The sequence below is a fragment of the Geomicrobium halophilum genome (assembly GCF_014207655.1).
GTDB classification, from domain to species: domain Bacteria; phylum Bacillota; class Bacilli; order Bacillales; family Marinococcaceae; genus Geomicrobium; species Geomicrobium halophilum.
In genome coordinates this window covers 91,025-113,367 of record NZ_JACHHJ010000005.1, presented here as the reverse complement: position 1 = coordinate 113,367, position 22,343 = coordinate 91,025, and the positions used below count along the sequence as shown (strand labels likewise).

Genomic DNA, 22,343 nt, shown 5'->3' with positions numbered 1-22,343 from the left:
TTATAGGTTTGACAGTCCTAGAAAAGGATATGTATCTATCCTTAAATATCCCATAAAAAATAGGAGAAGAAGGTGATTTTCTTTGTTAAAAAAACTATTAATAGGTGGATCAGCAGTGTTTTTATTCCCTTTATTAAGTATCCAAGGAGTCACTTTAGCAGACTCAGGAAACGATGGCAATCAAGAGGACTATGAAGGTGGAGAAGAGACAGAAAATATCGAAAATGTCATTATGATGATTGGCGATGGGCTTGGAATGGGTCAGTTGGAAATTGCTCGAGCATTAGAACACGGAAAAGAAGATCAATTCCACATGGAACAATTGGAAGACATAGGACTCATGCAAACCTATTCACATGACAACCATGTCACTGACTCTGCCGCAGCAGGAACAGCAATAGCAAACTCTCAAAAAACTAATAACGGGATGGTGGGTATGACTCCAGATGGAGAGCCCGTACAATCTATAATGCAAGCGTTTCAAGAAGATGGAAAGAAAACTGGTGCTGTTGTCAATCATTCGATTACAGATGCTACCCCAGCCGCATTTACCGCTCATGTTAAAGATCGTGACCAACATGAAGATATTGCAAGACAACAATATGAAAATCAATATGACGTTTTATTAGGTGGCGGCCTAGAGTACTTTTTACCCGAAGCACAGGATGGAGTTGATTTAACAGAAGCATTCGAAGACGATGGTTATCAATTTGTCGAAACCCGAGAAGAGTTAATGAACATAGACCATACGGATCAACTTTTAGGGCTGTTTGCTGATGAACATATGGCCTTGGAAACTGATATAGACCTTATAGAGGAAGATCAACCCTCATTAAGTGAAATGTCAGAAGTTGCTTTAGATACATTAGAACATGATGAAGATGGTTTCTTTTTAATGATTGAGGGTGCAAGGATTGACCATGCCGCCCATTATGCTGATGCTACTAGTGTATGGAAAGAAATGGTCGAATTTGATGACACTGTTGAATACGTGAAAGAATGGGCAGAGGAACGTGATGATACGCTACTCGTTGTCACTTCCGATCATGAAACCATGGGTATGTCGATGACTGAAGTTATGGATGTTGAAGCCCTTCGAGAGGTCTCCGCTTCACCTGAATATATGATCGAAGAGTTTAATTATGATGAGGAAAATGAACGTTTTACGGAAGAAAGCATTCAGTCTATCGTATCTGAACATGCTGGTTTTGAACTAAGTAATGAGGATATGGAAAGACTAAATAACCACCTTTATGAAGATGATGGCACCCCTAAGGATGAATGGGATCAGGCTGTTGAATTAGGCCTAGTGATCGCAGAACATTATAACGTCGATGTTTTTAATCGTGAAATTACCGAGAAAAGTACTAGCACCTCAGGACATTCAGGGAACATGGTTCCGATATTTGCTTCTGGTACAGGATCAGATCAATTTAACGGGGTAATCGATAATACTGATCTATCTAAAATCATTGCTGACCAAGCTGGTATAGAATTCGAAAGCACCAGTTCCGAAGGTCAAAAAGATACTACGAGTGGGTACCCAATCCTCCATGATATCGTATGGGGTGATACGTTATCGGAATTGGCTCAAAACCATCAGACCACTGTAGAAACCTTAACAAGTGATAACGATATTAACAATCCTGATAAGATTTATGCGGGCGATGAATTGAAAATCACCCCTCCTGCTCATGAGGCTAACGCCGGAAGTGATAAGGGAGCGAAAAGTACATTGAAAGAAGACGTGACAAACGGTGAAAATAACGATGGGACAAAAACAGGAACCCACGAAGAATTTCTGAATATCGCTCACCGCGGAGCAAGCGGTCATGCACCTGAACATACGATCGCCTCTTATGATAAAGCAGTTGAAATGGACTCAGATTATTTAGAATTGGATGTTCAAATAACTGCCGACAACGAGCTCGTAGTGTTTCACGATGATGAAATTGATCGGACAACCAATGGAGAAGGAGAAATTGGCGATCATACACTGGAGGAACTAAAAGAGCTAGATGCAGGATCTTGGTTTAACCAAAAGTACCCGCAACAATCAGAAGATTCCCATGAATATTTAGAAGTCTTGACGCTTGAAGAAGTTTTTGATGAATATGGCCAAGACGAAAATTATTACATTGAAACGAAATCACCAACGATTAATGAAGGCATGGAAAAACCATTGGTTAATACCGTGGAAGAGTATGACCTAAATGATAACGTTATTATCCAGTCATTCAGCCCAGAAAGCCTTAAAGAAATTCATAACTTAAATGACGACATTCCACTCGTTCAATTGCTATCATATGAAGTGAACAAAGAAACTGGTAAGACGAAAGAGTCAAATGATATTACTCCAAATCCAGAAAACATGACGACAGAGGATTTTGAGAATATACGTGAATACGCAATTGGTATTGGTCCAAACTTTATTGATGATGAAACTGAAGTTTTTAACAAAGATTTTGTACAAAAAACTCTAAATCACAACCTTCTCATCCATCCATATACCATTAATGAAAAAGAGGATATGGAACGATTGATTGATTGGGGCGTGACTGGTATTTTCACAGATTATCCAAATCGCTTAAACACTGCATTAGAGAATGATAACTAAAAAACCTATGACCTTGGTCAATTCATGATAAAAAATCCTCCAAGAAAAGAGCCTGCACGTTAACATATCAGCTTATTCTTGGAGGAAGTTCTCTCTCCTAAGGCAAATTTCTTCCTTTAATAAATCCCTATTGCAGCAAATAAAATTGCAACTACTATAGATAGAATAGGAATAAGCACAGCAACCACAAAAATGTCTTTATAACAATCTTTATGCGTCATGGCAGTTACCGTAAGCAAAGTTAGAACAGCTCCATTGTGAGGGAGTGCATCTAATCCCCCGGAAGCAAGTGAGGCAACACGGTGAAAGGCTTCCGGATTAATACCGGTTTGCATAGCAATTTCATAATAGGTGGGTCCTAGCGAATCTAATGCTATACCCAGACCGCCAGATGCTGATCCTGTTGCCCCCGCCAGTAGATTTACTGCCACTGCTTGCGAAATTAAGGGATTCCCTTCTATGCTTGTTAAATAATTCGTCAGTTGGTTAAATCCAGGTACTGCTTGAACGACAGCCCCGAAACCTACCGCTGCACTTGTATTAACGATTGCGGTAACTGACCCAGTCGCACCGCCGTTGATAGCTGTTACAAAGCCTCTAAATTTCGATAAATTCAACAACATGATTAATAGAATACCGGAAATTAATGCTACTATGATATCCCACCCTAATAAATTTAAAGTGATTAATACGGTAATCAGAGGTAACAGAGACAGTATAAAGTTTGGTGCATCTTCTTCTTCAGTATCGACCATCTTTTTATCCTTTGGCTCGGTGAAAAATTCCCCCTTGTTTGTCATGGCTTTTTCTCGCCACCGTAGATAAAAATAACCACCGAAGGCCATCACAGTTGAAGCAGCAATCCCCATAATAGGGGCAGCCATAGCCGTCGTTTCAAAATACCCCATTGGGATAAGGTTTTGAATTTGCGGAGTTCCGGGAAGGCCCGTCATTGTAAACGTGAAGGCACCTAATGCAATCGTAGGTGGAATGAGCCGTCTGCTAATATTTGCCTCTCGAAATAATGTTAACGCAAGTGGATAAGCCGCAAACACAACGACAAATAGGCTAACACCACCATACGTCAGAACCGCGCAAGAAACCAACACACCCAATATTGCCCGCTTCGTACCAATAACCCTTGTAAAAGCCACGGCAACTGATCTAGCCATACCTGTATCTTCCATAAGCTTTCCAAAGATGGCCCCTAGCATAAATACAGGAAACCAATCTTTAGCAAAACCCACGAAACCTTCCATATACGTACCTGTATAAGCATCTAGTAAGTCCAATCCCCCGGTAAGGGCGACCACACCAGCAGCAATAGGAGCTACCCAAATAATGGACCATCCTAAATAAGCCAGGACCATCAAAACGATGAGACCAAGTATAATTCCAATCAAGTGAAGCCCTCCTCATCTATATCTCAAGTTACTTATTGAGTTGTATATCCCCCGTCAATCACAACAGCTTGGCCGGTGACCCCTTTTGCTTGATCGCTTGCTAAAAAAATCGTATAGTCGGCGACTTCTTGGACGTCTAATAATCGTTTTTGCGGAACAAGGGGGTAAATGACTTCTTCGAGGGCTTTATCAAAGGAAACCCCGCGATTATTTGCCAAATCTTCCAGCTGATTACGAACAAGAGGCGTATCGACATAACCCGGGCAAAGTGCATTCACCGTAACCCCATCTTCAGCTGCTTCCAAAGCAGCTACTTTTGTTAATCCAATGACACCATGTTTGGCACTATTGTAGGCCGCTTTGCCAGCAAATCCGATGAGCCCATTAATGGAAGACATATTGATGATTCGTCCTGATCCTTGGTTTTTCATGATCGGTAGTACATGCTTTGTCGCCATAAATGGGGCTACAAGCATCACTTGTGTAATCATTTCGAACTTTTCTGTTGGAAACTCTTCAATGGAAGCCACATGCTGCATTCCTGCGTTATTAATCAAAACGTCGAGGCTGCCGTAATGATTTACGGTCGTATCTACAGCCTGTTTAAATTCATCTTCTTGTGTGACATCACATTTTACTGCTAAACAGTTATATCCTTCTTTCTTCAAGCTTTCAGCAGCTTCTTGTACTTTCGCTTCATCTCGATCCGAAAATACGACCTTTGCCCCGTTTCTTACAAAACTGGCTCCAATCTCATACCCAATACCACTTGCAGCACCTGTGATAAAAACAACTTTATTCGTTACCATCTTAAAAACCTCCAGTGTCCATGTTTTAGGCAATTTTTTCTCCAAACTGATCCATCCATTGAATCCCTACCAATATATTTGCAGGAAACGTGCCAACGTTATTTTTGGGCAAACATAGCCCCAGCCCCGCTGTTTGACCCCAAGAACAAACCCCTTTTTCCTCAAAAACGGAAAAAGGGGCGTTCAGTTTATGTAAACCCTTACATGAGAAGGGGGTAAAAAAGTCCAGAAATTCGGAGGTGCATTCCGGATTTCTGGACGATGGTTATAAACCATATTTCTTTATTTTTTCATACAAGGCAGATTTTCCGATCCCTAACAAGTGTTTAGCTCTTATTTTATCTCCATCTACTTTTCTCAATGCATTTTCAATAGCTTGTTTTTCTGTCTTTTCCATTATTTCCTTTAAACGATGATTTTCGTTTAGCAAATAGGTATCCGGCTGAATGTGTTCAGGCAGATCTTCCATGGTAATGACCTCTGTATTTGTAAGGTGAACCGCGGATTCTATTACATTTTCCAACTCTCTAACGTTGCCAGGCCATGAATACTGCATAAAAAAGTCAATCACCTCTGCATGAATATCAATGACCCTTTTACCAGAACGCTTTGTTATTTTATGGAGAAGGTATTTGGCCAAAACACGGATATCATCCGGTCGTTCTTTAAGAGCAGGAACGTGGATAGGAATCACATTAATACGATAAAACAAGTCTTCTCGAAAACGATGTTCCTCGATGAGCTTTTCTAATGGCTGGTTTGTTGCAGCTATAATTCTTACATCTACCTTCTTGGATTCAGTTGCCCCTATAGCTTCAATTTCTCCTTCTTGCAACACCCTCAAAATCTTGACTTGGGCATTTAACGGCATATCACCAATTTCATCTAAAAAAAGCGTTCCCCCGTGAGCAAGTTGAAATTTCCCAACCTTTCCTCCCTTCTTAGCGCCTGTAAAGGCTCCCTCTTGATAACCAAATAGTTCTGATTCAAATAAATGCTCTGGAATTGTTGCACAATTAATTGCTACAAAAGGTTGGGAATTCCGCTCACTCAAATGATGGATACTGTGTGCGAATAGTTCTTTTCCTGTTCCGCTTTCTCCCCTTAATAATACGGATACATCTCCAGGTGCCACCTTTTTAATTTTACGTTTTACTTCATTAATAGCCGGAGAACTTCCTACAATATCGTGGAGAGAATAGGTAATGCCATGTTGATGTTTGAGCTGGCTGCGATAATGTTCAAGTTCTGATAATAAATCTTTAATATGACTGTTCATGTTCATCCATTCTTTTGTATCGCGAAAGAGGACCGTTCCAACTGCTCCTACCACTTCTCCATTTGAACGAACGGGAATTCGATTCGCAATCATGTGATTGCCACGAATGTATTGCAGGTCGGCAATCTCCTCTTCGCCAGTTTGAACAACGATGTGCATTCTCGAGTTTTCAATTACGTCTGCAACATGCATACCTAACACTTTCTCCTGATCGACCTCTAGAAAGCGGCAATAACTTTGATTCATATAGGTGATCAACCCTTGATGATCCACGACAACGAGACAATGGTAGGCATTTTCAAAGGCAGCTTCAAAAATTTCATCTCTATACCGATCATTTAAAAACTGCATGGACTGCCCCTTCCTATTGATCAATAGTAAGAATTTGCCGCGACAATTGCTTATAAAATCCGGTGGCATCATTCCCTTTTATGAGATTCAGATGATGATTGTTCGATCGTGTACTAATTCGTACAGGATTTGAGATCGCTAGTTTCCGATCTTTTAACAAAGCGATTTCCTCAATTTTTGTATAGGGGATGCTCACAACTTCCGAGCGTTTTGAAACAAACGATTTATTCACAAAAATCACCCGTCGGTTTGTAAGGGCCACAAAATCAATCATCAAACCATACGTTTGTAATAGCTGCTCATCTTCCACTAAATATTCGCTGGCCTGTTCACGATGGTTTTTCCGATTTTCTGCTTTTTTCCAAAAAGCCATGAGCTCACATCCTTTTCTTTTTCCTATCACTGATCATATCAAGTTTCATATATAAAAAGAAATAAAAAAAGAGCGGCTAGGCCAAAGCCCGCTCGCTCTATTTTCATTTAAATTTCCATAAAAACCTGGTCAGGATTAGGGCCTCTGCGTTCTTCTTTATTTAAACGGTCAATAACGGCCATATCCTCTTCCGTTAACTGGAAATCATAGATTGCTGTGTTTGCCTCGATCCGGCTTGCTGTCGCCGACTTAGGAATAATTACCGTATCTTGTTGTAAATGCCAGCGGAGAATGACCTGTGCAACGGTTTTGTTATATTTTTCCGCAATTTTTTCAAGTTGAATGTCTGAGAGGACCATTCCCCGACCAAGTGGGCTCCAGGCCTCTGTAACAATCTCCTGTTCGTCTAAATAGTCTTTGAGTGGATATTGTGTAAGGTAAGGGTGACATTCGATTTGATTAATGACCGGTTTCACATTTGCCTTCGTCGTGAGTTTCTCTATATGCTCACGATTAAAATTACAAACCCCGATGGCTCGAGCAACATTTTCCTCATAGAGTCGTTCAAACGCTTTCCAGGTTTCGAACATATGCTGGTGACTCGGCCAATGAACGAGCAACAGGTCCACTTGCGATATACCTAAATCTGCAAGGGACTGTTCAAAACTAGCTAAGGTGCTGTCGTACCCTTGGTTCTCGTTCGCAATTTTCGTTGTTATAAATAGCTCTTCTCTTTTGACATCACTCTCATTCAGTGTCTCCCCGAGCAACGCTTCATTTCCATACATTTGTGCTGTGTCAAACGATCGGTAGCCCGCATCCAGAGCCTTTTCGATAACTGAAGGATCGTTAATGAGGTATATTCCAAAACCATGTTGAGGCATCACGACCCCGTTATTGAATCTTATAACATCTTTCATCGATTGATGTACCATTAACCATCCCCCCTATCTTAATTATAGCTTCGGATCATTTTTTTGGCAAAATCCGCATGCTTATTCATGGATCGGGCACGCTACGTTAAGATGAAATTTTTGTAAATGGAGGATGGAAATGAAACATTTGGTTTGTAAAGGAAAATGGCTATTAATCGTTGGCGTGTTGATCGCCATTTCTTTTCCCATCAATGCCCAGGCGGTAACAATCTCGAAAACACAATCAGAATCAACAGCTTCCATTATTGAACTTCTCAATGAATCGCTCCATGGTCAAGTGGAGGAAAATGAAGCAGCACTCGCGGAAGCATTTTTAGATACGCTTAGTCAGGAAGAACGGGAGGCCGTAAAATATGATTTAACGGAAGAAAACGCGACCCATTGGACAAACCTCCCTGCTAACTACGAAAATCGCAACGGTACAGCCATTGGGGATTTACCCGAAGAAAGCGTAAGAGCAGCCTTACAGCTGATGAAAGCGTCGTTAAGCGAAGAAGGATATAAAACGTTAACGGAAATTATGAAAGCAGACGCTTTCCTGCTCACGGATACCGGTGACGAGGAGTATGGTCCTGGCCTATACTTTATCGCCATCCTCGGAACACCCTCTGATAAAGAGCCATGGATGATTCAATTTAGCGGTCACCACCTTGCGGAAAACCTTGTATTCAACGGGGAGGAAAAAAGTGCGACCCCCCAGTTCACCGGAACAGAGCCGGATTCGTTTACCTGGTGGGACAATATTACCTATGAACCACTTAAAACCCGAAGAAGCAGCATTTATAGCATCATTGACGAACTGGATAAAGATCAGCTCAAAGCCAGTGAAATCTCTGAAACCTTTGACGATGTAGTTGTCGGAGCAGGAGAAGATGGAAATTTTCCGGATAACCAAGGTATTCTTTATACAGATTTAACGTCCTCGCAGCAAGATCTTGTTCAAACCGCAATCAGGGCGTGGGTTGACGATGCACAAACAGACAAGGCTGATGCTTTACTTGACGCTTATTTAGCCGATGAAGCCCTAAAGGAAACGTATATCGGCTGGTCGGGCTCACCAGATTACCACGAAGAAGGGTCCTACGTAAGAATCGACGGGCCAAGAGCTTGGATTGAATTTTCCTCCCGAGAGGCTGTTACGCATCCTGATAACCTTCACTTTCACACGATCTGGCGCGATAAGCTCGCAGATTACGGCGGACTGTTTGCGGGATAGCTGTTTTGGCTACAATTCGGCCAAAACAGTGGCTCATGCCCGGATTTCAGTGCATTCTCGCTCCAGTCGGGAAACCCCAGCCTCGGGTAAGAAGACCCCGTTTCATGTTTGAACCTCTCGCCTCAGGTTTGGTAGGTCCTAGGCCAAGTTGGGAACTTCTCGCTCCAGGAGGTAGGTCCGTTCCAAGTTGGGAACTTCTCGGCCCTGGTTTGGTAGGTTCTGGGCCAGGTTGGGAACTTCTCGGCCCTAGTTTGGTAGGTCTTGAGCCAAGTTGGGACTTTCTCGTTCCAGGTTGGGTAGATCCCATTTGGACGTAGCTGCTCCGGGTTTGAGTGTACCTCCCCTGTATTTCAGCTCGCCCCGCAACAAAACGTCCGCACCTATATCGGATGCGGACGTTTTTTATGGAAGATGTTCAAAAAGTCCGGGAAAGTTTCCTCGAAAAAGAACATCACTTTTTCTTCGTCCGAGGTCACGCTTACGAAGCAGCCAGCTGGCACTCCACTCCTCGGAAAAGTAAATGCTTTCGTGGTCAAGCAGGATGCTCGAGACAGGCTTTTTTGCACTCCAGAGCATAAGAAAATGTTAGTTTTCGCCCTTTTGGCGATAAGCGAACCTTTTTTTCTAAAACTTCTCAGCTCTTTTTAAACACGCACTTATAGAATTTTACTCAAAAATGATTTCGTCCGTTCGTGGCTTGTTTGTTCGAATACTTGCTCCGGTGTGCCTTCTTCCACCATTTTCCCTTCATCCATGAAGAAGACGCGGTCGCCTACTTCTTTTGCAAAGCCCATTTCATGAGTGACGACGACCATTGTCATGCCCTCATTGGCAAGGTCTTTCATTACAGCCAGCACATCACCGACAAGCTCGGGGTCAAGTGCAGACGTCGGTTCATCAAAAAGCATGATTTTTGGATTCATGGATAATGAGCGAGCAATGGCTACGCGCTGTTTTTGACCACCTGATAAACTTGAAGGATAATCATCCGCTTTGTCAGAGAGCCCAACTTTTCCCAGTAGATCTAAGGAATGCGAACGTGCTTCTTCCTTCGTTTCGTGTTTCACTTTTAACGGTGCGAGCGTAACATTTTCTAACACTGACTTATGCGGAAATAGATTAAAATGCTGAAAAACCATACCAACATCTTGGCGTACTTTATTAATGTTTGTTTTCGGATCAGCAATATTTACTCCGTCGATCACGACCTCACCGGAAGTGATATCCTCAAGGCGATTCAAACAGCGTAAAAATGTACTTTTTCCTGAACCGGAGGGTCCGATGACACAGACGACTTCTTGGGCGTCAATATCTGTCGTAATTCCTGTTAATACTTCGTTGTCCCCGAAAGATTTATGTAAGTCAGTCACTTTAATCATGAACGCTCAAGCCTCCGTTCTGTATAACGCAGTAACAGCGATGCCGGAATGGTAATCATTAAATAAAATAAACAGACCATAAAATAGGCTTCAAAGGCATCAAAAGTAATACTTGAATAGGTTTGCGCTTGATACATCAGCTCAGCCACTGCGATTGATGACAATAAAGAAGTATCTTTCAAACTGATGATGAATTGATTACCGAAAGGAGGGATCATAATTTTCAATGCTTGCGGCCAAATGATATAGCGCATCGTTTGTCTTGAATTTAAACCAAGGGATCGCCCTGCTTCGATTTGACCTTGATCCACAGACTGTACACCGCCTCGCACAATTTCCGCGATGTAAGCACCTGAATTAATTGCAATCACAACGATTGCACTCACCAATGCATCAAGGTTAAAACCTAAAAGATTAGGAATACCAAAATGAAAAAAAAAGATTTGCGCGAGCAATGGTGTGCCTCTGAGAACCTCTACATAGATGGATGCAATGGCTTTAATGAATCCATTTTTTGACAACCTCATTAACCCAAAAATGGTCCCAAGCACACATCCCAATGCTACACCAACGAGCGTAATAATTAATGTATACCATAACCCAGTGACAAGATAAGGGATGATGTCAACAAATGCTTCAGGATTTAGATTCATATCAATCCCCTTTTCTAATGACTTAATAACGCCTCCGCCACGTTAGTTAAACAGATGGTTTAGAGTTGCTCATGCAAACGATAGCTGCATGAGCAACTGTCCATTTATGTGCCTTCAGGTCGCTCCCCAAAGTACTCTTCATAAATATCATCGTAAGTTCCATCTTCTTTCAACGTGTCCAGTGCTTCATTGATCGGCTCTAATAGTTCATGATCCTGCGGCATACCGATCCCATAGTCATCCGCCAAAAGTGTATCCCCTACAGTGACCATCTGGCCCTGTGCTTGTTCCTCTGTATAATAGAGCACATTGGGCTCATCATATAGAACAGCATCTACATGCCCTGAAATCACGGCTTGATAAGCTTCGGTAATTTCTGGAAATGCCTCGATGTTAACATCATCGGTATTATCTTCGAGATACTCCTGACTTGTTGAACCTTGACGGGTTCCTACCGTTGCTCCTTGTTCATCAGCATCTTCAAGGGATTGTATTTCATCGTTCCCATCAGCAACCGCTACGATGATACCTGCATCAAAGTAGTACGGGTCTGAAAAATCAACGGTTTCTTTCCGTTCTTCCGTAATAGACATCGCGTTGATGGCTGCATCATAGGTACCAGCCTGAATCCCCGATAATGCAGCTGCAAAATCTACCGTTTCAAACTCAACATCAAAACCTGCCTCCTCTGAAATCGCTGTCATTAACTCAATATCAAAGCCGGTAAGTTCATCCGTATCTAAATCAGTAAAAGCGAAAGGCACGAAGTTATTATCCGTTGCGACGGTGTAGGTTTCCCCTGCTACAGAGGAAGCTCCATTCTCATCGCCATTTTCCACATCAGCTGTGTCTTCGTCCTCTTCACCGGCATCGGCATCTTCTTCAACATCTCCAGTATCGTCGCCGTTCACATCTTCCTCACCTGCGTCACCTTCCGTTTCATCGGCACCACAAGCCGCGACCGCAAGCAGGGACACCCCCATCACTCCTGATAACCAAAAATTCTTTTTCATCATTCTCCCCCTTTTCTGCATCGCAATAATTGCATGAAAATAATAACTATTATTATACCATATTTGTTTTATATGACAACTATTCAACTATATGCCTAAAGATAATCGCAGAGAGTTAGAAAGGATGTTAAACTTGACATGATATATAAGATCATTGAGAGGAATCCTATGATTACACTGCCACATCTACTCTCTATCACATCGACATTATTGCTTTTTATACTCGTCCACTATTTGTACTTTAAGCGGCGAGCAAAAATTGCAGTAGTCCTTCATCAATTGTTACGTGTATCTTATCTTCTTGTTATTATGTCAGGAATTTTGCTATTGCCACAAATGCCTGTAACATTTGCACGACTGTTTAAGCTTCTATCAGGAATCATTGTCATGGGATTTATGGAAATTGTCTTGATGCATCGGGTCAAAGGCGACTTGAGTAAGGTGCACTGGATCATATTTGGGGTTGTTTTAGGGCTTACCATTGTTGTAGGACTGGCACTCCCGCTAGGAATCGCTCTGCTTAATTTCTAGAAAAGGCACTGCGATCACTGAACTTCCCTAAATGAATGGGAAACCCTTGGAAATGGCACAATATCCATAAACTTGTTTGATCCAATACCTACCCTGCTTATTTTTATGATATGGAGGAAGCTTATGACTTCAACGTTAATGGCCGATTACTGGCATGAAGAAACGACGATCGCAGAGATTCATCAAGCTTATGATGATGGAACACTCACAGCGAAGGAACTCGTGCTTTATTACTTCAATCGCATCGCTCTCTGGGACCAAGATGGCCCCTATATTAACGGGGTTCTGGACATTAATCCTGACGCTATATACATTGCAGAAGCGATTGATGAAGAACGAAAGCAGAGAGGGAGAAAAGGAGCCTTGCACGGCATACCGATTCTTATAAAAGAAAATCTCGAAACCAGGGATAAAATGGCGACAAGCGCGGGGGCCATTGCCCTTAAAGATTGGCACTCCAAGTATGATGCGTTTCTCGTCCAAAAGCTCCGATCAGCAGGAGCCATTATTCTTGGAAAAACGAATATGACAGAGCTTGCCCACCGTATCGGAACTGATATGCCTGAGAATTATAGTTCTAGAGGGGGTTATGTTCAATGTCCATATGGGCCTGAAAAATTTGAAGTCGGCGGCTCCAGCTCGGGTAGCGCCGCAGCTACTGCTGCTAATTTTACCCTCGGAAGCATAGGAACGGAAACGTCGGGGTCACTGCTCAACCCTGCTACACGTAATTCGCTCGTAACGGTGAAACCTACGTTTGGCCTCGTTAGCCGAACCGGCATTATCCCCTTATCCTATACACAAGACGTTGCCGGACCTTTGACCCGAACAGTGACGGATGCAGCGTCCATATTAAATGTTATCGCGGAGATAGACGAAAATGATGAGGCTACAAAAGCTCGCCCTGCACATACACCAAATTATTTAGATTCACTTATCAAAAATGGTGTCCAAGGAAAACGAATCGGTGTATTTCGGGATCCCCACGAAGGGTTTTCTGATCAAATTGATTTACATCGGTATGAAGAAGCGATCACAACGTTAAAAGACCTTGGAGCTACACTCGTCGACCCGGTTAAAATTCCGGCTGTCACTCGTAAAGCGGCGGACACTAATACCGTCAGTTTTGAGTGTAAACATTCCTTAAATCATTTCTTTGCCAAAGCGGAACCCTCTACCGGTTTTCATTCCTTTGATGATTTTCTAAAGTCCTATGAAGATTATCCTCAGCTGCATAAATACGGCCATGATCGGCTTAAAGTTAGAACGTCTGTCGAGAGTGTCCTCAGCAACTCCAATTATATTACTGCAAAACTGCAAGACCTTGGTCTTGACGACCCTGAAAGCATCGGAAGTGTCCTCAATGACCAAAAACTCGATGCGATTCTTTTTCCTAGCTCCTGCAATCAGGATGTAGCTGCGCAAGCTGGCTTGCCTTCCATCGCCCTTCCTTCCGGTTACCATGAGGACGGCAGACCTTTCGGAATTACAATCACTGGTCGCGCTTATTCCGAACAGACATTATTTGAGATCGGCTACGCCTTTGAACAGGCAACAATGCTAAGGGAAAAACCAAATTTTTAACAAGGAAAGCCGCATTCTTCGGACGGAATGCGGCTGGTTTATAACGCTAGCGAACGGTTATAGGAAAACTGGCATTTTCCTCCGTTATCGATCTAATACAGCCATCGTACATCGCGACACGCAGACCAATTGATCGTTCTCATCATTGATTTTAATTTCCCATATCATCGTTGACCTTCCTCGGTGTAAAGGCGTTGCAGTAGCGGTTACGACCCCGTCACGTTTACTTCGAACATGATTGGCGTTGATTTCCAAACCTACCGGAACCTTTTTATCAAGATCAATATTCATCGCCGTCGCCGTAGATGCTGCCGTTTCTGCAAGTACGACCGAAGCGCCTCCATGCAGAATTCCAGCGGGTTGATGGGTTTTCGGCTCTACAGGCATGCGCAACACAAGACGGTCTTCCGTTGCCTCTACGAATGTAATATTTAGCACATCAATGAGTGATCCCCGGCTATTCTCCTCTAACTGTTTCAACGTTTGCATATGTTGACTCATAAATTCCCCTCCCTTTTTCACAGAATATTAATTCATTTTATCATAAAACATTTTCCCACTCTTCGACTTCCGCCGAATTCTTGGCCGTCCCGCCGAAAAATCAATGTTCATGTACCCCTCGGCCATATGGTACCTTTAGATTAACCATTGGTTCTGGAAAGGAAGTTCAATTATGTATAAAACCATCATTTTTGATATCGATGGTACGCTCATCGATACGGAGGAAACGATGATTCGATCGCTTCAACTAGCCTTGCAGGAGGTGACGCAACAACACTACGATAGGGAGGATCTTTCTTTCATCCTTGGCATCCCAGGTGACACAGCAGTGAAGAAACTCCAGCTTCCAGATGAAGTGACCGAGAAAGAAGTACGCGCGCGGTGGAGTGAGAAAATAAAACATCATGCCCATTTCATGCGCGTATTCCCAGGTATCGAAGAACTGCTTGAAAAACTACAGGAAAAAGGCCTGACCCTAGGCGTTGTTACTTCAAAAACCCAGCATGAATATCAACATGATTTTAAGCCATTTGGTTTAACGCGATTTTTCACTCACTATGTTTGTTCCGATGATACAAGAAAACATAAGCCTGATGCTGAGCCGCTTATCCACTTCCTTAATAAATCCGAAAGTAAAGCGGAGGAAGCACTTTACATTGGCGATACGATTTATGACGAACAATGCGCTCACACTGCCGGAATAGACTTCGCCCTTGCGGGCTGGGGAGCTGTGAACCCTGAAAACCATCACCCGGAGTTTTCCTTTAACCAGCCCGCTGAAATGAAACGGTGGGCAGAATCCTCAAAATAGAGAAGCGATCCTTTCAAATGATCGTCTTTTCTCTTCAACATCGTAGATGTTTGTGAGGAGCAACCAATCATCGTTTTGATATCGTTCTGCAAGTCTCTTCAATTCTTCTTTCGCAGTATGAGGACCGCCGATAATCATCCGCTTGCGGTTCTCTTTGATTTTCTTTTGATCTTGTTTCGTACGTTTGGCAAATTTCGCTTCTTGTACACTCGGGACACGGCTGTCCAATCCTTTCTCCGTTCGTAACAGCCAAACATCTTGGCTAATGGCCAGATTTTCTGCGTGCTCGTCAGACTCTCCGCATACAATAAAAATCGCTGTTAACGCATGGGGGGAACGCATGACTCCCGAGGTAAATTGTTGTTGATAGATGTCATGGGCGGCTTGCCCCCGTGCCGGGTTAATAAAATGGCCATAAACGTAGCCGACGCCAAGGCTAGCAGCAAGCTCCGCGCTATTTTCCCCAAGCCCCAATGAATAAAGGGCTGGAGCTTCTTCTGTTCGCGGCGTCGCCCGAACTCCTTTCACTTGCTCACCATTGATGTAGCGGGCAAGATCTTCAAGTTTATCTGGATACTCGGCGGGTTGATTCTCTTTTCCATCGGCAAGTGCCGACCGAACCCTCTCGGCACCTCCCGGGGAACGACCAACCCCTGCATCAATCCTTCCGGGAAAGAGCGCTTGAAGTTGAAGCAGCTGTGCCGCTACTTTATAAGCACTATATTGAGGAAGCAAAATCCCGCCACTGCCTACGTGAATAGAGCCCGTACGACTTGCTGCTGCAGCCATCATCATTTCCGGAGAACTTGATAACATCCCCTTTGTCGCATGGTGCTCTGCAAACCAATAGCGTTCATACCCTAACTTTTCGGCATATTGCACAGTGGCAAGCGTCTCTGCAACAGTTTCCTCTGCGCTTCTCCCTTTTGATTTCGGGATTTGATCCAAGATACCCAAACGCATACCCCATCCACCCCTCTTCATTAAGCAAGTAGCCGAGAAAAGTATAACAGTTCATCAAACATTCATTCAAAAACAGGGAAGCGCTGGACGAGGTTGCTGAACGCCAAGAACAATTGCAAAGCCCCCCAAAAAGTTGTGAGCGACCTTGCTTTTGACCCTTCAGCCTTAGAAATCGGGATAGGGGGGCGCTTAGAGAAATGGTGCGTCTCTCTAGAGGACTTCAGTACTGAATCAGAAGAAGAGATGCCAGAACAGATTTCTCTGAACCGATAGACGAGATCATTTCCAGGATGGGGGGCTGTAACAACGCTTTTAGGTAAAATAACTGGTGGCCGTTTAAAAACGAGCATGAGGGGCTTCCCGCATACCCCATACTCGTTTTTCGTTAGGTGGTGGCCCAGTGTCCAACTGTGGATAAGATCGATTTTTCAGGAAAATATTTCTTGAAGATCGTATAGTACAATAGCTCCTGTTTGGAGCGCACCCATTCGTTTTCTGCATTAGCCTGTTCTACTTGTTCTTGGCTGAATTGATCTTCTGCGTAATTTTCAAGAATATCAAGAGCTCCGCTCCCCTCAGAAAACTCTGCTTTATCTCTCCAAATAATATTGTCTGCAAGTCTACCATCGTAGGCTTTTCTCAAAATCCATTTTTCAACATCATTGTCCGTCAATTTTAATTCAGCTGGAATCTTCAGCGCATATTCCATCAGATCTAAATCCAGAAACGGCACACGGAGCTCCAATGAATGGGCCATGCTCATTCGATCCGCTCGTTGCAAGTTGATGTTATGCAATGTATTAATGATCCGTACCAATTCTTTATTCAAACTCGGTGTATCCTGGATCCCTTTCAGATAGTGGTAGCCGGAGAATAATTCATCTGCTCCTTCTCCGGAAAGAATCACTTTTACGTGTTTGGCTGCCAATTTTGACACAAAAAAGGTGGGAATGGCGCTGCGGACGAGCGAGGAATCAAAAGATTCCAAGTGATAGATCACTTCCGGCAAATGATCAATGAGCTCCTGTTCTGTATAAATGTATTCGTAATGCTCCGTTCCAATTTCTTCAGCCACTTGCCGCGCCCGTTTCACATCTTCACTGTCTTCACTGCCAACGCAAAATGATTTCAGCGGTCTCCCCTTTTTGCGGCGCTCATGCGCAAGCAACGCAATTAAACTGCTATCTAACCCACCGCTAAGCAAGACCCCCACTTCCACGTCTGCCATTAGTCTTTTCTCAACGGCTTGACCTAAATGATCACGAATGCCTTTCATCATTTGCGGCACTTCATGTTCAGGATAGATGTTTTCCCTTTCTGGTTGCCGGATATGTCTGTAAGCAACAAACCCCTCCTCTGGCGTGTAATAATGGCCAGGAGGGAATTCATGTACATCTTCCGTTACTACATATAGGGTCTTTAGCTCGGAGGCGAAGATCATGTTTCCTTGATGATCTTTGCCGTAATACAAAGGCTTAATGCCAAGTGTATCGCGGGCAGCCATAAAGGTTTCCTCTTCTGCATCGACGATAACGAACGCAAACATGCCGTCCAAACGTTGAACCGCTTGGGGACCTTCTTCTTCATACCATTTCAGTGGGACTTCACTATCCGATTTAGTTAAAAAATGAACGGTGTCAGGAAGTTGTTTTTGCAAAGCCCTGTAATTGTAAATCTCCCCATTCGCAACAATCCACTTTTTCTTGTTTTCGTTTGCAATCGGTTGCTTCCCTTCGTCCACGCCTACAACGGACAACCGCTGATGTCCTAAATGAAAAGAGTCCAATAACGTATCGTCCCCCTCGTCTGGGCCACGATGGCTCATGGATTGTAGTACACGGTTCATTCGATCAGCGTCTAACTTTCCCGTCATGGCAAAAATACCACACATACTATCACCCCAGCTTAATTTCTCTCTTCAATTTTATCTTTCGAAACCAACCAGCCCATTTTCGAAGCAAAAACGATAAGCAACACCCAAATAAGAAGGAGGCTTAGCATAAATGGGAAACTAAAACCAGAAATAATCAGAACAGGACCAAATGTGATAATGGCAACTTCCACAGGTACCATTCCTATATACCCGAGCGCATAATCATCCAATGTCGTACTTTTTGAATCAGGATCAACAATCCGCAACAGAGCAACCCCCATGGCTACTGTGCCTGTCGACCAGCCAAAACCAAAAATCCCATTCTCAAACCAGTCTTGATGAAAAACGCGCACTGCAACAAAATGTAAAATAAGGTATGCCCATATGACACCAAAGATAAATAAGACAATAAGCGGAATCATGTATTCAGAAACGATGGCTAAATCGATGGACGTAATCCCGAAAACTACGATTAAATCAGTGGCTGTTCCCCCAACACGATTAATAGTTCTCTTATCAACGTAATAATTGGCCTTGCTTTTTCTAAGAAAAAATTGTGCAATCAAGCCGATGATAAAAGCTAAACTTAACAATGGAAACGACAATTCAGGAAAATTGGCATTCAACATTTGTTGGAGAAAATAGCTCACCACAACGACTGCCCCAATGATCGCAACATGAAAAAATAACGGATCAACGTTGTTGCTGGAAACGGTGTCATGACCAGCAGATTCACGATCTTCTTTTCTGATCAGTCCTGTCCGTAAATCGGAAGGAAGATCTTGAAAATCAGAAATAAAATTTGTCTGTTTCCGACGTGTATTTCTTTTGATAATGATAAGACCGCCGAGAACTGCCGCCAGCAGACCCACTGTCGCCGCAGTATATCCAATGTCCGTAATTTCCTGCCACCCTTGGGCACTAAAGATTTCACCAACGGCTGCAGCTGTCCCATGACCCCCGACAAATCCTGCTCCAAGTGCAAAACCAAATCCAGGTGGAAGATCCCAAATATGACCGATAAAGAGGTACGTCGCCACAATCCCTGCCGGCCACATTAACAATGTGATCGTCATGGAATAGAGCCACATGTTACGTACACGGCCAAATTTTTCTTTCCAGTTGATTTTTGCAGCCCCTAGGGGAATTGCCGCAAAAACAACGGCGATTAAAATGGTCGGGTAGTCACCTATAAAGTTAGAAAAAGGAAGAAGCCCAAAGCCATTAGGACCAAAAGTTAACCCCAACAATCCTGCAATAAAACTCGCAGGAATAAATAGCTTCTGAATCATCCTTACTTTTGCGCGTATTAAAATACCGATAAGTAAAAGCAATGACATTAAACCTATGTCAATGGTTAGGTCTTCAAGAGACAAAACAAACCCTCCAATCTCGTCGATCTAAACTGGTTACCCCCCATTCATGGATCAGATCGTTAGGGATAGTTCCTCTGTTAGTTAAAAGATACCCAAAATATTACGATATAACATAAATCGCGACAAAACAAGGGAAGGTGTTTGAGAAGGGGACATGTTTGGCCGTTTTGTACGTTCGATTCTCCGTTAGCGTACGGCTCACAACCCCGATTAAAGTTTTTCCGTCAAAAGTCCTGTTGAAAGAATTTTCCACCTTATAGGTTGACTAAATTTATCCATAAATGTAAATTATTATATATATTTTAATATAATCGCTGAAATGGCATATGGAGGAAATAATGACAAAGAAATTCCCAAATTTATTTATGATTTTATTTTTCACATTTATCGTCAGTTTCATTACTAGCATGTCGGATGCTAAGGCTCATCAAATGGGCGAGGTGAACAGTCAATCATCCTTAAACGTGAGGGAAAATCCCAGTGAGACCGCGAACATTATTGGTAGTTTAGAGCCAAATGAACGTGTGGAGTACATTGCAGTCGATGATGGTTGGGGACAAATCACTTATAAAGGTCAACTCGGGTACATAAGTACAGATTTTATAACTTCGGAAGGATCTGAAAGTGCTGGAAATGGATCAAACCCTTCCAATGATATGGAGGGAAGTCCAGGCGCCGGGCACATACAGCATATTGTTTTGGATCCTGGCCATGGAGGGGTTGATCCAGGTGCTTTAGGCCATAATCTCCAAGAAAAGGAGATCACCTTGGACGTTGCTCAACGAGTAGAGGCGCAATTAAAAAACGAAGGTATTGATGTCACCCTTACTCGTTCTACGGATGCAACTACGAGCTTAGCAGAGCGTGCAACCGTCGCAAATCAGTCAGGGGCTGATCTTTTTGTTAGTATTCACGCCAATGCATCGACATCAAACTTTGCTCGAGGCATCGAAACCTATTACAGTTCTGGAAGTCAAGAAAGTAGAAACTTGGCAAATACGCTTCAAATGCAAATCACTGATGGAGTGGAAACGATTGATCGAGGAATTATTGAAAGTAACTTCTATGTTTTACGAACCACAACCATGCCTTCGGCATTAGTGGAATTAGGTTTTGTTACAAATGGTCAAGATGCCAGCCTGCTTAGAACGGACTCATTTCGTAATCAGGCCGCCTCAAGCATTGTAACGGGAATTAAAAATTATTAAAGAGGATGTTCAAAAAGTCCAGGAAAAATAGCGGTCGTATTTCTTCGTCGACTTGCTTCTGCGCGTCTCATGTATGAAAACCGTATCTTCGAAAAGGAAAACCGCTTTTTCGTCGTGCGAAGGAACGCTTACGAAGCGGCCAGCTGGGGCTTTGCTCCTCGAAAAAGCAACCCCCTTTTCCTTCGTGAGAAGTGAATGCTTTCGTGGTGTAAGCAGGATGCTCGCAGCTGCGTCTTCTCAAACTCATCAGCTCGTTTTGTCCTCCTTTTTGAACACGCATTTAAAAACAAAAAATCGCCCTTAAAAAATCCGTTGTAACGATTGCAACGGATTTTTTATTGAATGTACAGCTTAGGTGTGACGCAGCGGCCAATGGCCTATATTTAGGCTATGGCCTCACTTTTTATGCTTTTTCCTAGCTAGTAATGATTTATTCGGCGCTGTGACCTAGGAATGCTTCCGTACATTAATTCGGCGCTGCGGCCTAGGAATTCGGCGCTTCCGTACATTAATTCGGCGCTGCGGCCTAGGAATTCGGCGCTTCCGCACATTAATTCGGCGCTGCGGTCTAGGAATTCGGCGCTTCTGTACATTAATTCGGCGCTGCGGCCTAGGAATTCGGCGCTTCCGCACATTAATTCGGCGCTGCGGCCTAGGAATTCGGCGCTTCCGCACATTAATTCGGCGCTGCGGCCTAAGAAATCAAAAATCTTTTATGGGGTAGCTCCTTATCTCGATATAAAAGCTACAAAGATAGCAACGACTGAACTTTATTTATGTGATCAACAACGTGATCTGCATGGCTTACATCCTGTTCACCAGCTTCAGGGCTTTTATACCCGATGGTCGTCATACCGGCAGTGTTTGCCGAAGAAACACCATTTGTAGAGTCTTCCAGGGCCGTGCATTGGGACGGATGAACGTTCAGCTGTTCTGCTGCTTCAAGATAAATATCGGGCGCCGGCTTTCCGCTCTCAATATCATCCCCACTTACAATACAATCGAAGTAATGATGGATAGAGAACTTTCTTAAAACCGCATCAATCAATGGATACGCTGAAGATGAAGCCACTGCGATCAGGTACTGATTACGCTTTAATTCCCTTAATAAGGGGACAACTCCAGGGATTGGCACAAGGTCACTCCCTCCTATCGCCTCGACCTTCCTCTGCTCCACTTCGGGTAATACACTTTCAAGTTCTACCTTTAGTTTTTCTTCGTTTATAATCGATGCCCACATATCCTTTGGCCGCATTCCTGTATAGGACTCCAGCCTTTCCGGTTCCAATTGAACGCCAAGCTGCGCGGCTGTTTCTTGTTCAATTTTTTGATGAATAGGCTCACTATCAATAATGACCCCATCCATATCAAATATAAAAACTTTCCCCATAACTACACCCTCTTACTTTCTTGATTTAGCATGCTTCAATAATGCTATTGTATTTCAAACGCTTCCTTTTTGATAGTG

Annotated in this window: 20 protein-coding genes; 7 read left to right on the top strand and 13 right to left on the bottom strand. The window is 43.2% G+C overall.

Annotated elements, in window-relative coordinates:
- Positions 1-82: 82 nt before the first annotated feature.
- The gene (locus HNR44_RS15255) at positions 83-2,617 is read left to right on the top strand and encodes an alkaline phosphatase (RefSeq protein ID WP_184405214.1); all 2,535 of its coding nucleotides are present in this window, start codon (positions 83-85) and stop codon (positions 2,615-2,617) included.
- 116 nt (positions 2,618-2,733) lie between these two features.
- On the opposite strand, the gene HNR44_RS15250 is transcribed toward HNR44_RS15255, so the two are convergent.
- The 5 genes from HNR44_RS15250 to HNR44_RS15230 form a co-directional block, all read right to left on the bottom strand.
- Positions 2,734-4,020, bottom strand: coding sequence for a GntP family permease (locus HNR44_RS15250; protein ID WP_184405213.1), 1,287 nt, complete (start codon positions 4,018-4,020; stop codon positions 2,734-2,736).
- A 32-nt stretch (positions 4,021-4,052) separates the two neighbouring features.
- Positions 4,053-4,829, bottom strand: coding sequence for a 3-hydroxybutyrate dehydrogenase (locus HNR44_RS15245; RefSeq protein WP_184405212.1), 777 nt, complete (start codon positions 4,827-4,829; stop codon positions 4,053-4,055).
- 265 nt (positions 4,830-5,094) lie between these two features.
- Complete coding sequence (locus HNR44_RS15240) at positions 5,095-6,459, bottom strand: sigma-54 interaction domain-containing protein (protein ID WP_184405211.1); 1,365 nt, start codon at positions 6,457-6,459, stop codon at positions 5,095-5,097.
- 13 nt (positions 6,460-6,472) lie between these two features.
- Positions 6,473-6,832 carry a PH domain-containing protein gene (locus tag HNR44_RS15235; RefSeq protein ID WP_184405210.1) on the bottom strand — a complete coding sequence of 120 codons (360 nt, stop codon included), beginning with the start codon at positions 6,830-6,832 and terminating at the stop codon, positions 6,473-6,475.
- A gap of 107 nt (positions 6,833-6,939) precedes the next feature.
- Positions 6,940-7,767 (bottom strand): aldo/keto reductase, encoded by an 828-nt coding sequence (locus HNR44_RS15230; protein ID WP_246407542.1) that lies wholly within the window; start codon positions 7,765-7,767, stop codon positions 6,940-6,942.
- A gap of 118 nt (positions 7,768-7,885) precedes the next feature.
- Between HNR44_RS15230 and HNR44_RS15225 the strand changes: the two genes are divergently transcribed.
- Both HNR44_RS15225 and HNR44_RS15220 read left to right on the top strand, forming a co-directional pair.
- Positions 7,886-8,983, top strand: coding sequence for a DUF3500 domain-containing protein (locus tag HNR44_RS15225; protein WP_184405209.1), 1,098 nt, complete (start codon positions 7,886-7,888; stop codon positions 8,981-8,983).
- A 104-nt stretch (positions 8,984-9,087) separates the two neighbouring features.
- The gene (locus HNR44_RS15220; protein ID WP_184405208.1) at positions 9,088-9,300 is read left to right on the top strand and encodes a hypothetical protein; all 213 of its coding nucleotides are present in this window, start codon (positions 9,088-9,090) and stop codon (positions 9,298-9,300) included.
- Between the two features lie 339 nt (positions 9,301-9,639).
- Here HNR44_RS15220 and HNR44_RS15215 read toward each other — a convergent pair whose 3' ends face one another.
- The 3 genes from HNR44_RS15215 to HNR44_RS15205 form a co-directional block, all read right to left on the bottom strand.
- Positions 9,640-10,362, bottom strand: coding sequence for an amino acid ABC transporter ATP-binding protein (locus HNR44_RS15215; protein WP_184405207.1), 723 nt, complete (start codon positions 10,360-10,362; stop codon positions 9,640-9,642).
- A complete protein-coding gene (locus HNR44_RS15210; protein ID WP_184405206.1) occupies positions 10,359-11,015 on the bottom strand; it encodes an amino acid ABC transporter permease in 657 nt (218 codons plus the stop codon). The genes HNR44_RS15215 and HNR44_RS15210 overlap by 4 nt, the downstream gene beginning before the upstream one ends.
- Before the next feature lie 104 nt (positions 11,016-11,119).
- Positions 11,120-12,031: a transporter substrate-binding domain-containing protein gene (locus tag HNR44_RS15205; RefSeq protein WP_246407539.1), complete on the bottom strand. Its 912-nt coding sequence runs from the start codon at positions 12,029-12,031 to the stop codon at positions 11,120-11,122.
- 165 nt (positions 12,032-12,196) lie between these two features.
- On the opposite strand from HNR44_RS15205, the gene HNR44_RS15200 reads away from it, so the two are divergent.
- The gene (locus HNR44_RS15200) at positions 12,197-12,559 is read left to right on the top strand and encodes a DUF1516 family protein (RefSeq protein WP_184405205.1); all 363 of its coding nucleotides are present in this window, start codon (positions 12,197-12,199) and stop codon (positions 12,557-12,559) included.
- Positions 12,560-12,682: 123 nt separating this feature from the next.
- Entirely contained in the window at positions 12,683-14,143 is a 1,461-nt protein-coding gene (locus tag HNR44_RS15195; RefSeq protein ID WP_184405204.1) for an amidase family protein, read from the top strand.
- A gap of 84 nt (positions 14,144-14,227) precedes the next feature.
- On the opposite strand, the gene HNR44_RS15190 is transcribed toward HNR44_RS15195, so the two are convergent.
- A complete protein-coding gene (locus HNR44_RS15190; protein WP_184405203.1) occupies positions 14,228-14,644 on the bottom strand; it encodes a hotdog fold thioesterase in 417 nt (138 codons plus the stop codon).
- A 172-nt stretch (positions 14,645-14,816) separates the two neighbouring features.
- Here HNR44_RS15190 and HNR44_RS15185 point away from each other — a divergent pair, with 172 nt between their 5' ends.
- Positions 14,817-15,455, top strand: coding sequence for an HAD family hydrolase (locus tag HNR44_RS15185; RefSeq protein WP_184405202.1), 639 nt, complete (start codon positions 14,817-14,819; stop codon positions 15,453-15,455).
- On the opposite strand, the gene HNR44_RS15180 is transcribed toward HNR44_RS15185, so the two are convergent.
- The 3 genes from HNR44_RS15180 to HNR44_RS15170 form a co-directional block, all read right to left on the bottom strand.
- Positions 15,447-16,418 (bottom strand): MsnO8 family LLM class oxidoreductase, encoded by a 972-nt coding sequence (locus HNR44_RS15180; RefSeq protein ID WP_184405201.1) that lies wholly within the window; start codon positions 16,416-16,418, stop codon positions 15,447-15,449. The two genes, HNR44_RS15185 and HNR44_RS15180, sit on opposite strands and share 9 nt — an antisense overlap.
- A gap of 385 nt (positions 16,419-16,803) precedes the next feature.
- Positions 16,804-18,309 carry an asparagine synthase B gene (gene asnB, locus HNR44_RS15175; RefSeq protein ID WP_184405200.1) on the bottom strand — a complete coding sequence of 502 codons (1,506 nt, stop codon included), beginning with the start codon at positions 18,307-18,309 and terminating at the stop codon, positions 16,804-16,806.
- 14 nt (positions 18,310-18,323) lie between these two features.
- Positions 18,324-19,667 (bottom strand): sodium/glutamate symporter, encoded by a 1,344-nt coding sequence (locus HNR44_RS15170; RefSeq protein WP_184405198.1) that lies wholly within the window; start codon positions 19,665-19,667, stop codon positions 18,324-18,326.
- Positions 19,668-20,005: 338 nt separating this feature from the next.
- On the opposite strand from HNR44_RS15170, the gene HNR44_RS15165 reads away from it, so the two are divergent.
- Positions 20,006-20,875, top strand: a complete 870-nt coding sequence (locus tag HNR44_RS15165) for an N-acetylmuramoyl-L-alanine amidase family protein (RefSeq protein ID WP_184405196.1) — start codon at positions 20,006-20,008, stop codon at positions 20,873-20,875.
- Positions 20,876-21,620: 745 nt separating this feature from the next.
- Here the strand turns inward: HNR44_RS15165 and HNR44_RS15160 are convergent.
- Positions 21,621-22,265 (bottom strand): HAD family hydrolase, encoded by a 645-nt coding sequence (locus HNR44_RS15160; protein WP_184405195.1) that lies wholly within the window; start codon positions 22,263-22,265, stop codon positions 21,621-21,623.
- Between the last annotated feature and the right edge of the window lie 78 nt (positions 22,266-22,343).

Excerpts from the sequence above, each read along its gene's own strand:
- HNR44_RS15245 (WP_184405212.1), bottom strand. The coding sequence starts at position 4,829 with ATGGTAACGAATAAAGTTGTTTTTATCACAGGTGCTGCAAGTGGTATT.
- HNR44_RS15240 (WP_184405211.1), bottom strand. The coding sequence starts at position 6,459 with ATGCAGTTTTTAAATGATCGGTATAGAGATGAAATTTTTGAAGCTGCC.
- HNR44_RS15235 (WP_184405210.1), bottom strand. The coding sequence starts at position 6,832 with ATGGCTTTTTGGAAAAAAGCAGAAAATCGGAAAAACCATCGTGAACAG.
- HNR44_RS15230 (WP_246407542.1), bottom strand. The coding sequence starts at position 7,767 with ATGGTACATCAATCGATGAAAGATGTTATAAGATTCAATAACGGGGTC.
- HNR44_RS15225 (WP_184405209.1), top strand. The coding sequence starts at position 7,886 with ATGAAACATTTGGTTTGTAAAGGAAAATGGCTATTAATCGTTGGCGTG.
- HNR44_RS15220 (WP_184405208.1), top strand. The coding sequence starts at position 9,088 with ATGTTTGAACCTCTCGCCTCAGGTTTGGTAGGTCCTAGGCCAAGTTGG.
- HNR44_RS15215 (WP_184405207.1), bottom strand. The coding sequence starts at position 10,362 with ATGATTAAAGTGACTGACTTACATAAATCTTTCGGGGACAACGAAGTA.
- HNR44_RS15210 (WP_184405206.1), bottom strand. The coding sequence starts at position 11,015 with ATGAATCTAAATCCTGAAGCATTTGTTGACATCATCCCTTATCTTGTC.
- HNR44_RS15205 (WP_246407539.1), bottom strand. The coding sequence starts at position 12,031 with ATGATGAAAAAGAATTTTTGGTTATCAGGAGTGATGGGGGTGTCCCTG.
- HNR44_RS15200 (WP_184405205.1), top strand. The coding sequence starts at position 12,197 with ATGATTACACTGCCACATCTACTCTCTATCACATCGACATTATTGCTT.
- HNR44_RS15195 (WP_184405204.1), top strand. The coding sequence starts at position 12,683 with ATGACTTCAACGTTAATGGCCGATTACTGGCATGAAGAAACGACGATC.
- HNR44_RS15190 (WP_184405203.1), bottom strand. The coding sequence starts at position 14,644 with ATGAGTCAACATATGCAAACGTTGAAACAGTTAGAGGAGAATAGCCGG.
- HNR44_RS15185 (WP_184405202.1), top strand. The coding sequence starts at position 14,817 with ATGTATAAAACCATCATTTTTGATATCGATGGTACGCTCATCGATACG.
- HNR44_RS15180 (WP_184405201.1), bottom strand. The coding sequence starts at position 16,418 with ATGCGTTTGGGTATCTTGGATCAAATCCCGAAATCAAAAGGGAGAAGC.
- asnB (WP_184405200.1), bottom strand. The coding sequence starts at position 18,309 with ATGTGTGGTATTTTTGCCATGACGGGAAAGTTAGACGCTGATCGAATG.
- HNR44_RS15165 (WP_184405196.1), top strand. The coding sequence starts at position 20,006 with ATGACAAAGAAATTCCCAAATTTATTTATGATTTTATTTTTCACATTT.
- HNR44_RS15160 (WP_184405195.1), bottom strand. The coding sequence starts at position 22,265 with ATGGGGAAAGTTTTTATATTTGATATGGATGGGGTCATTATTGATAGT.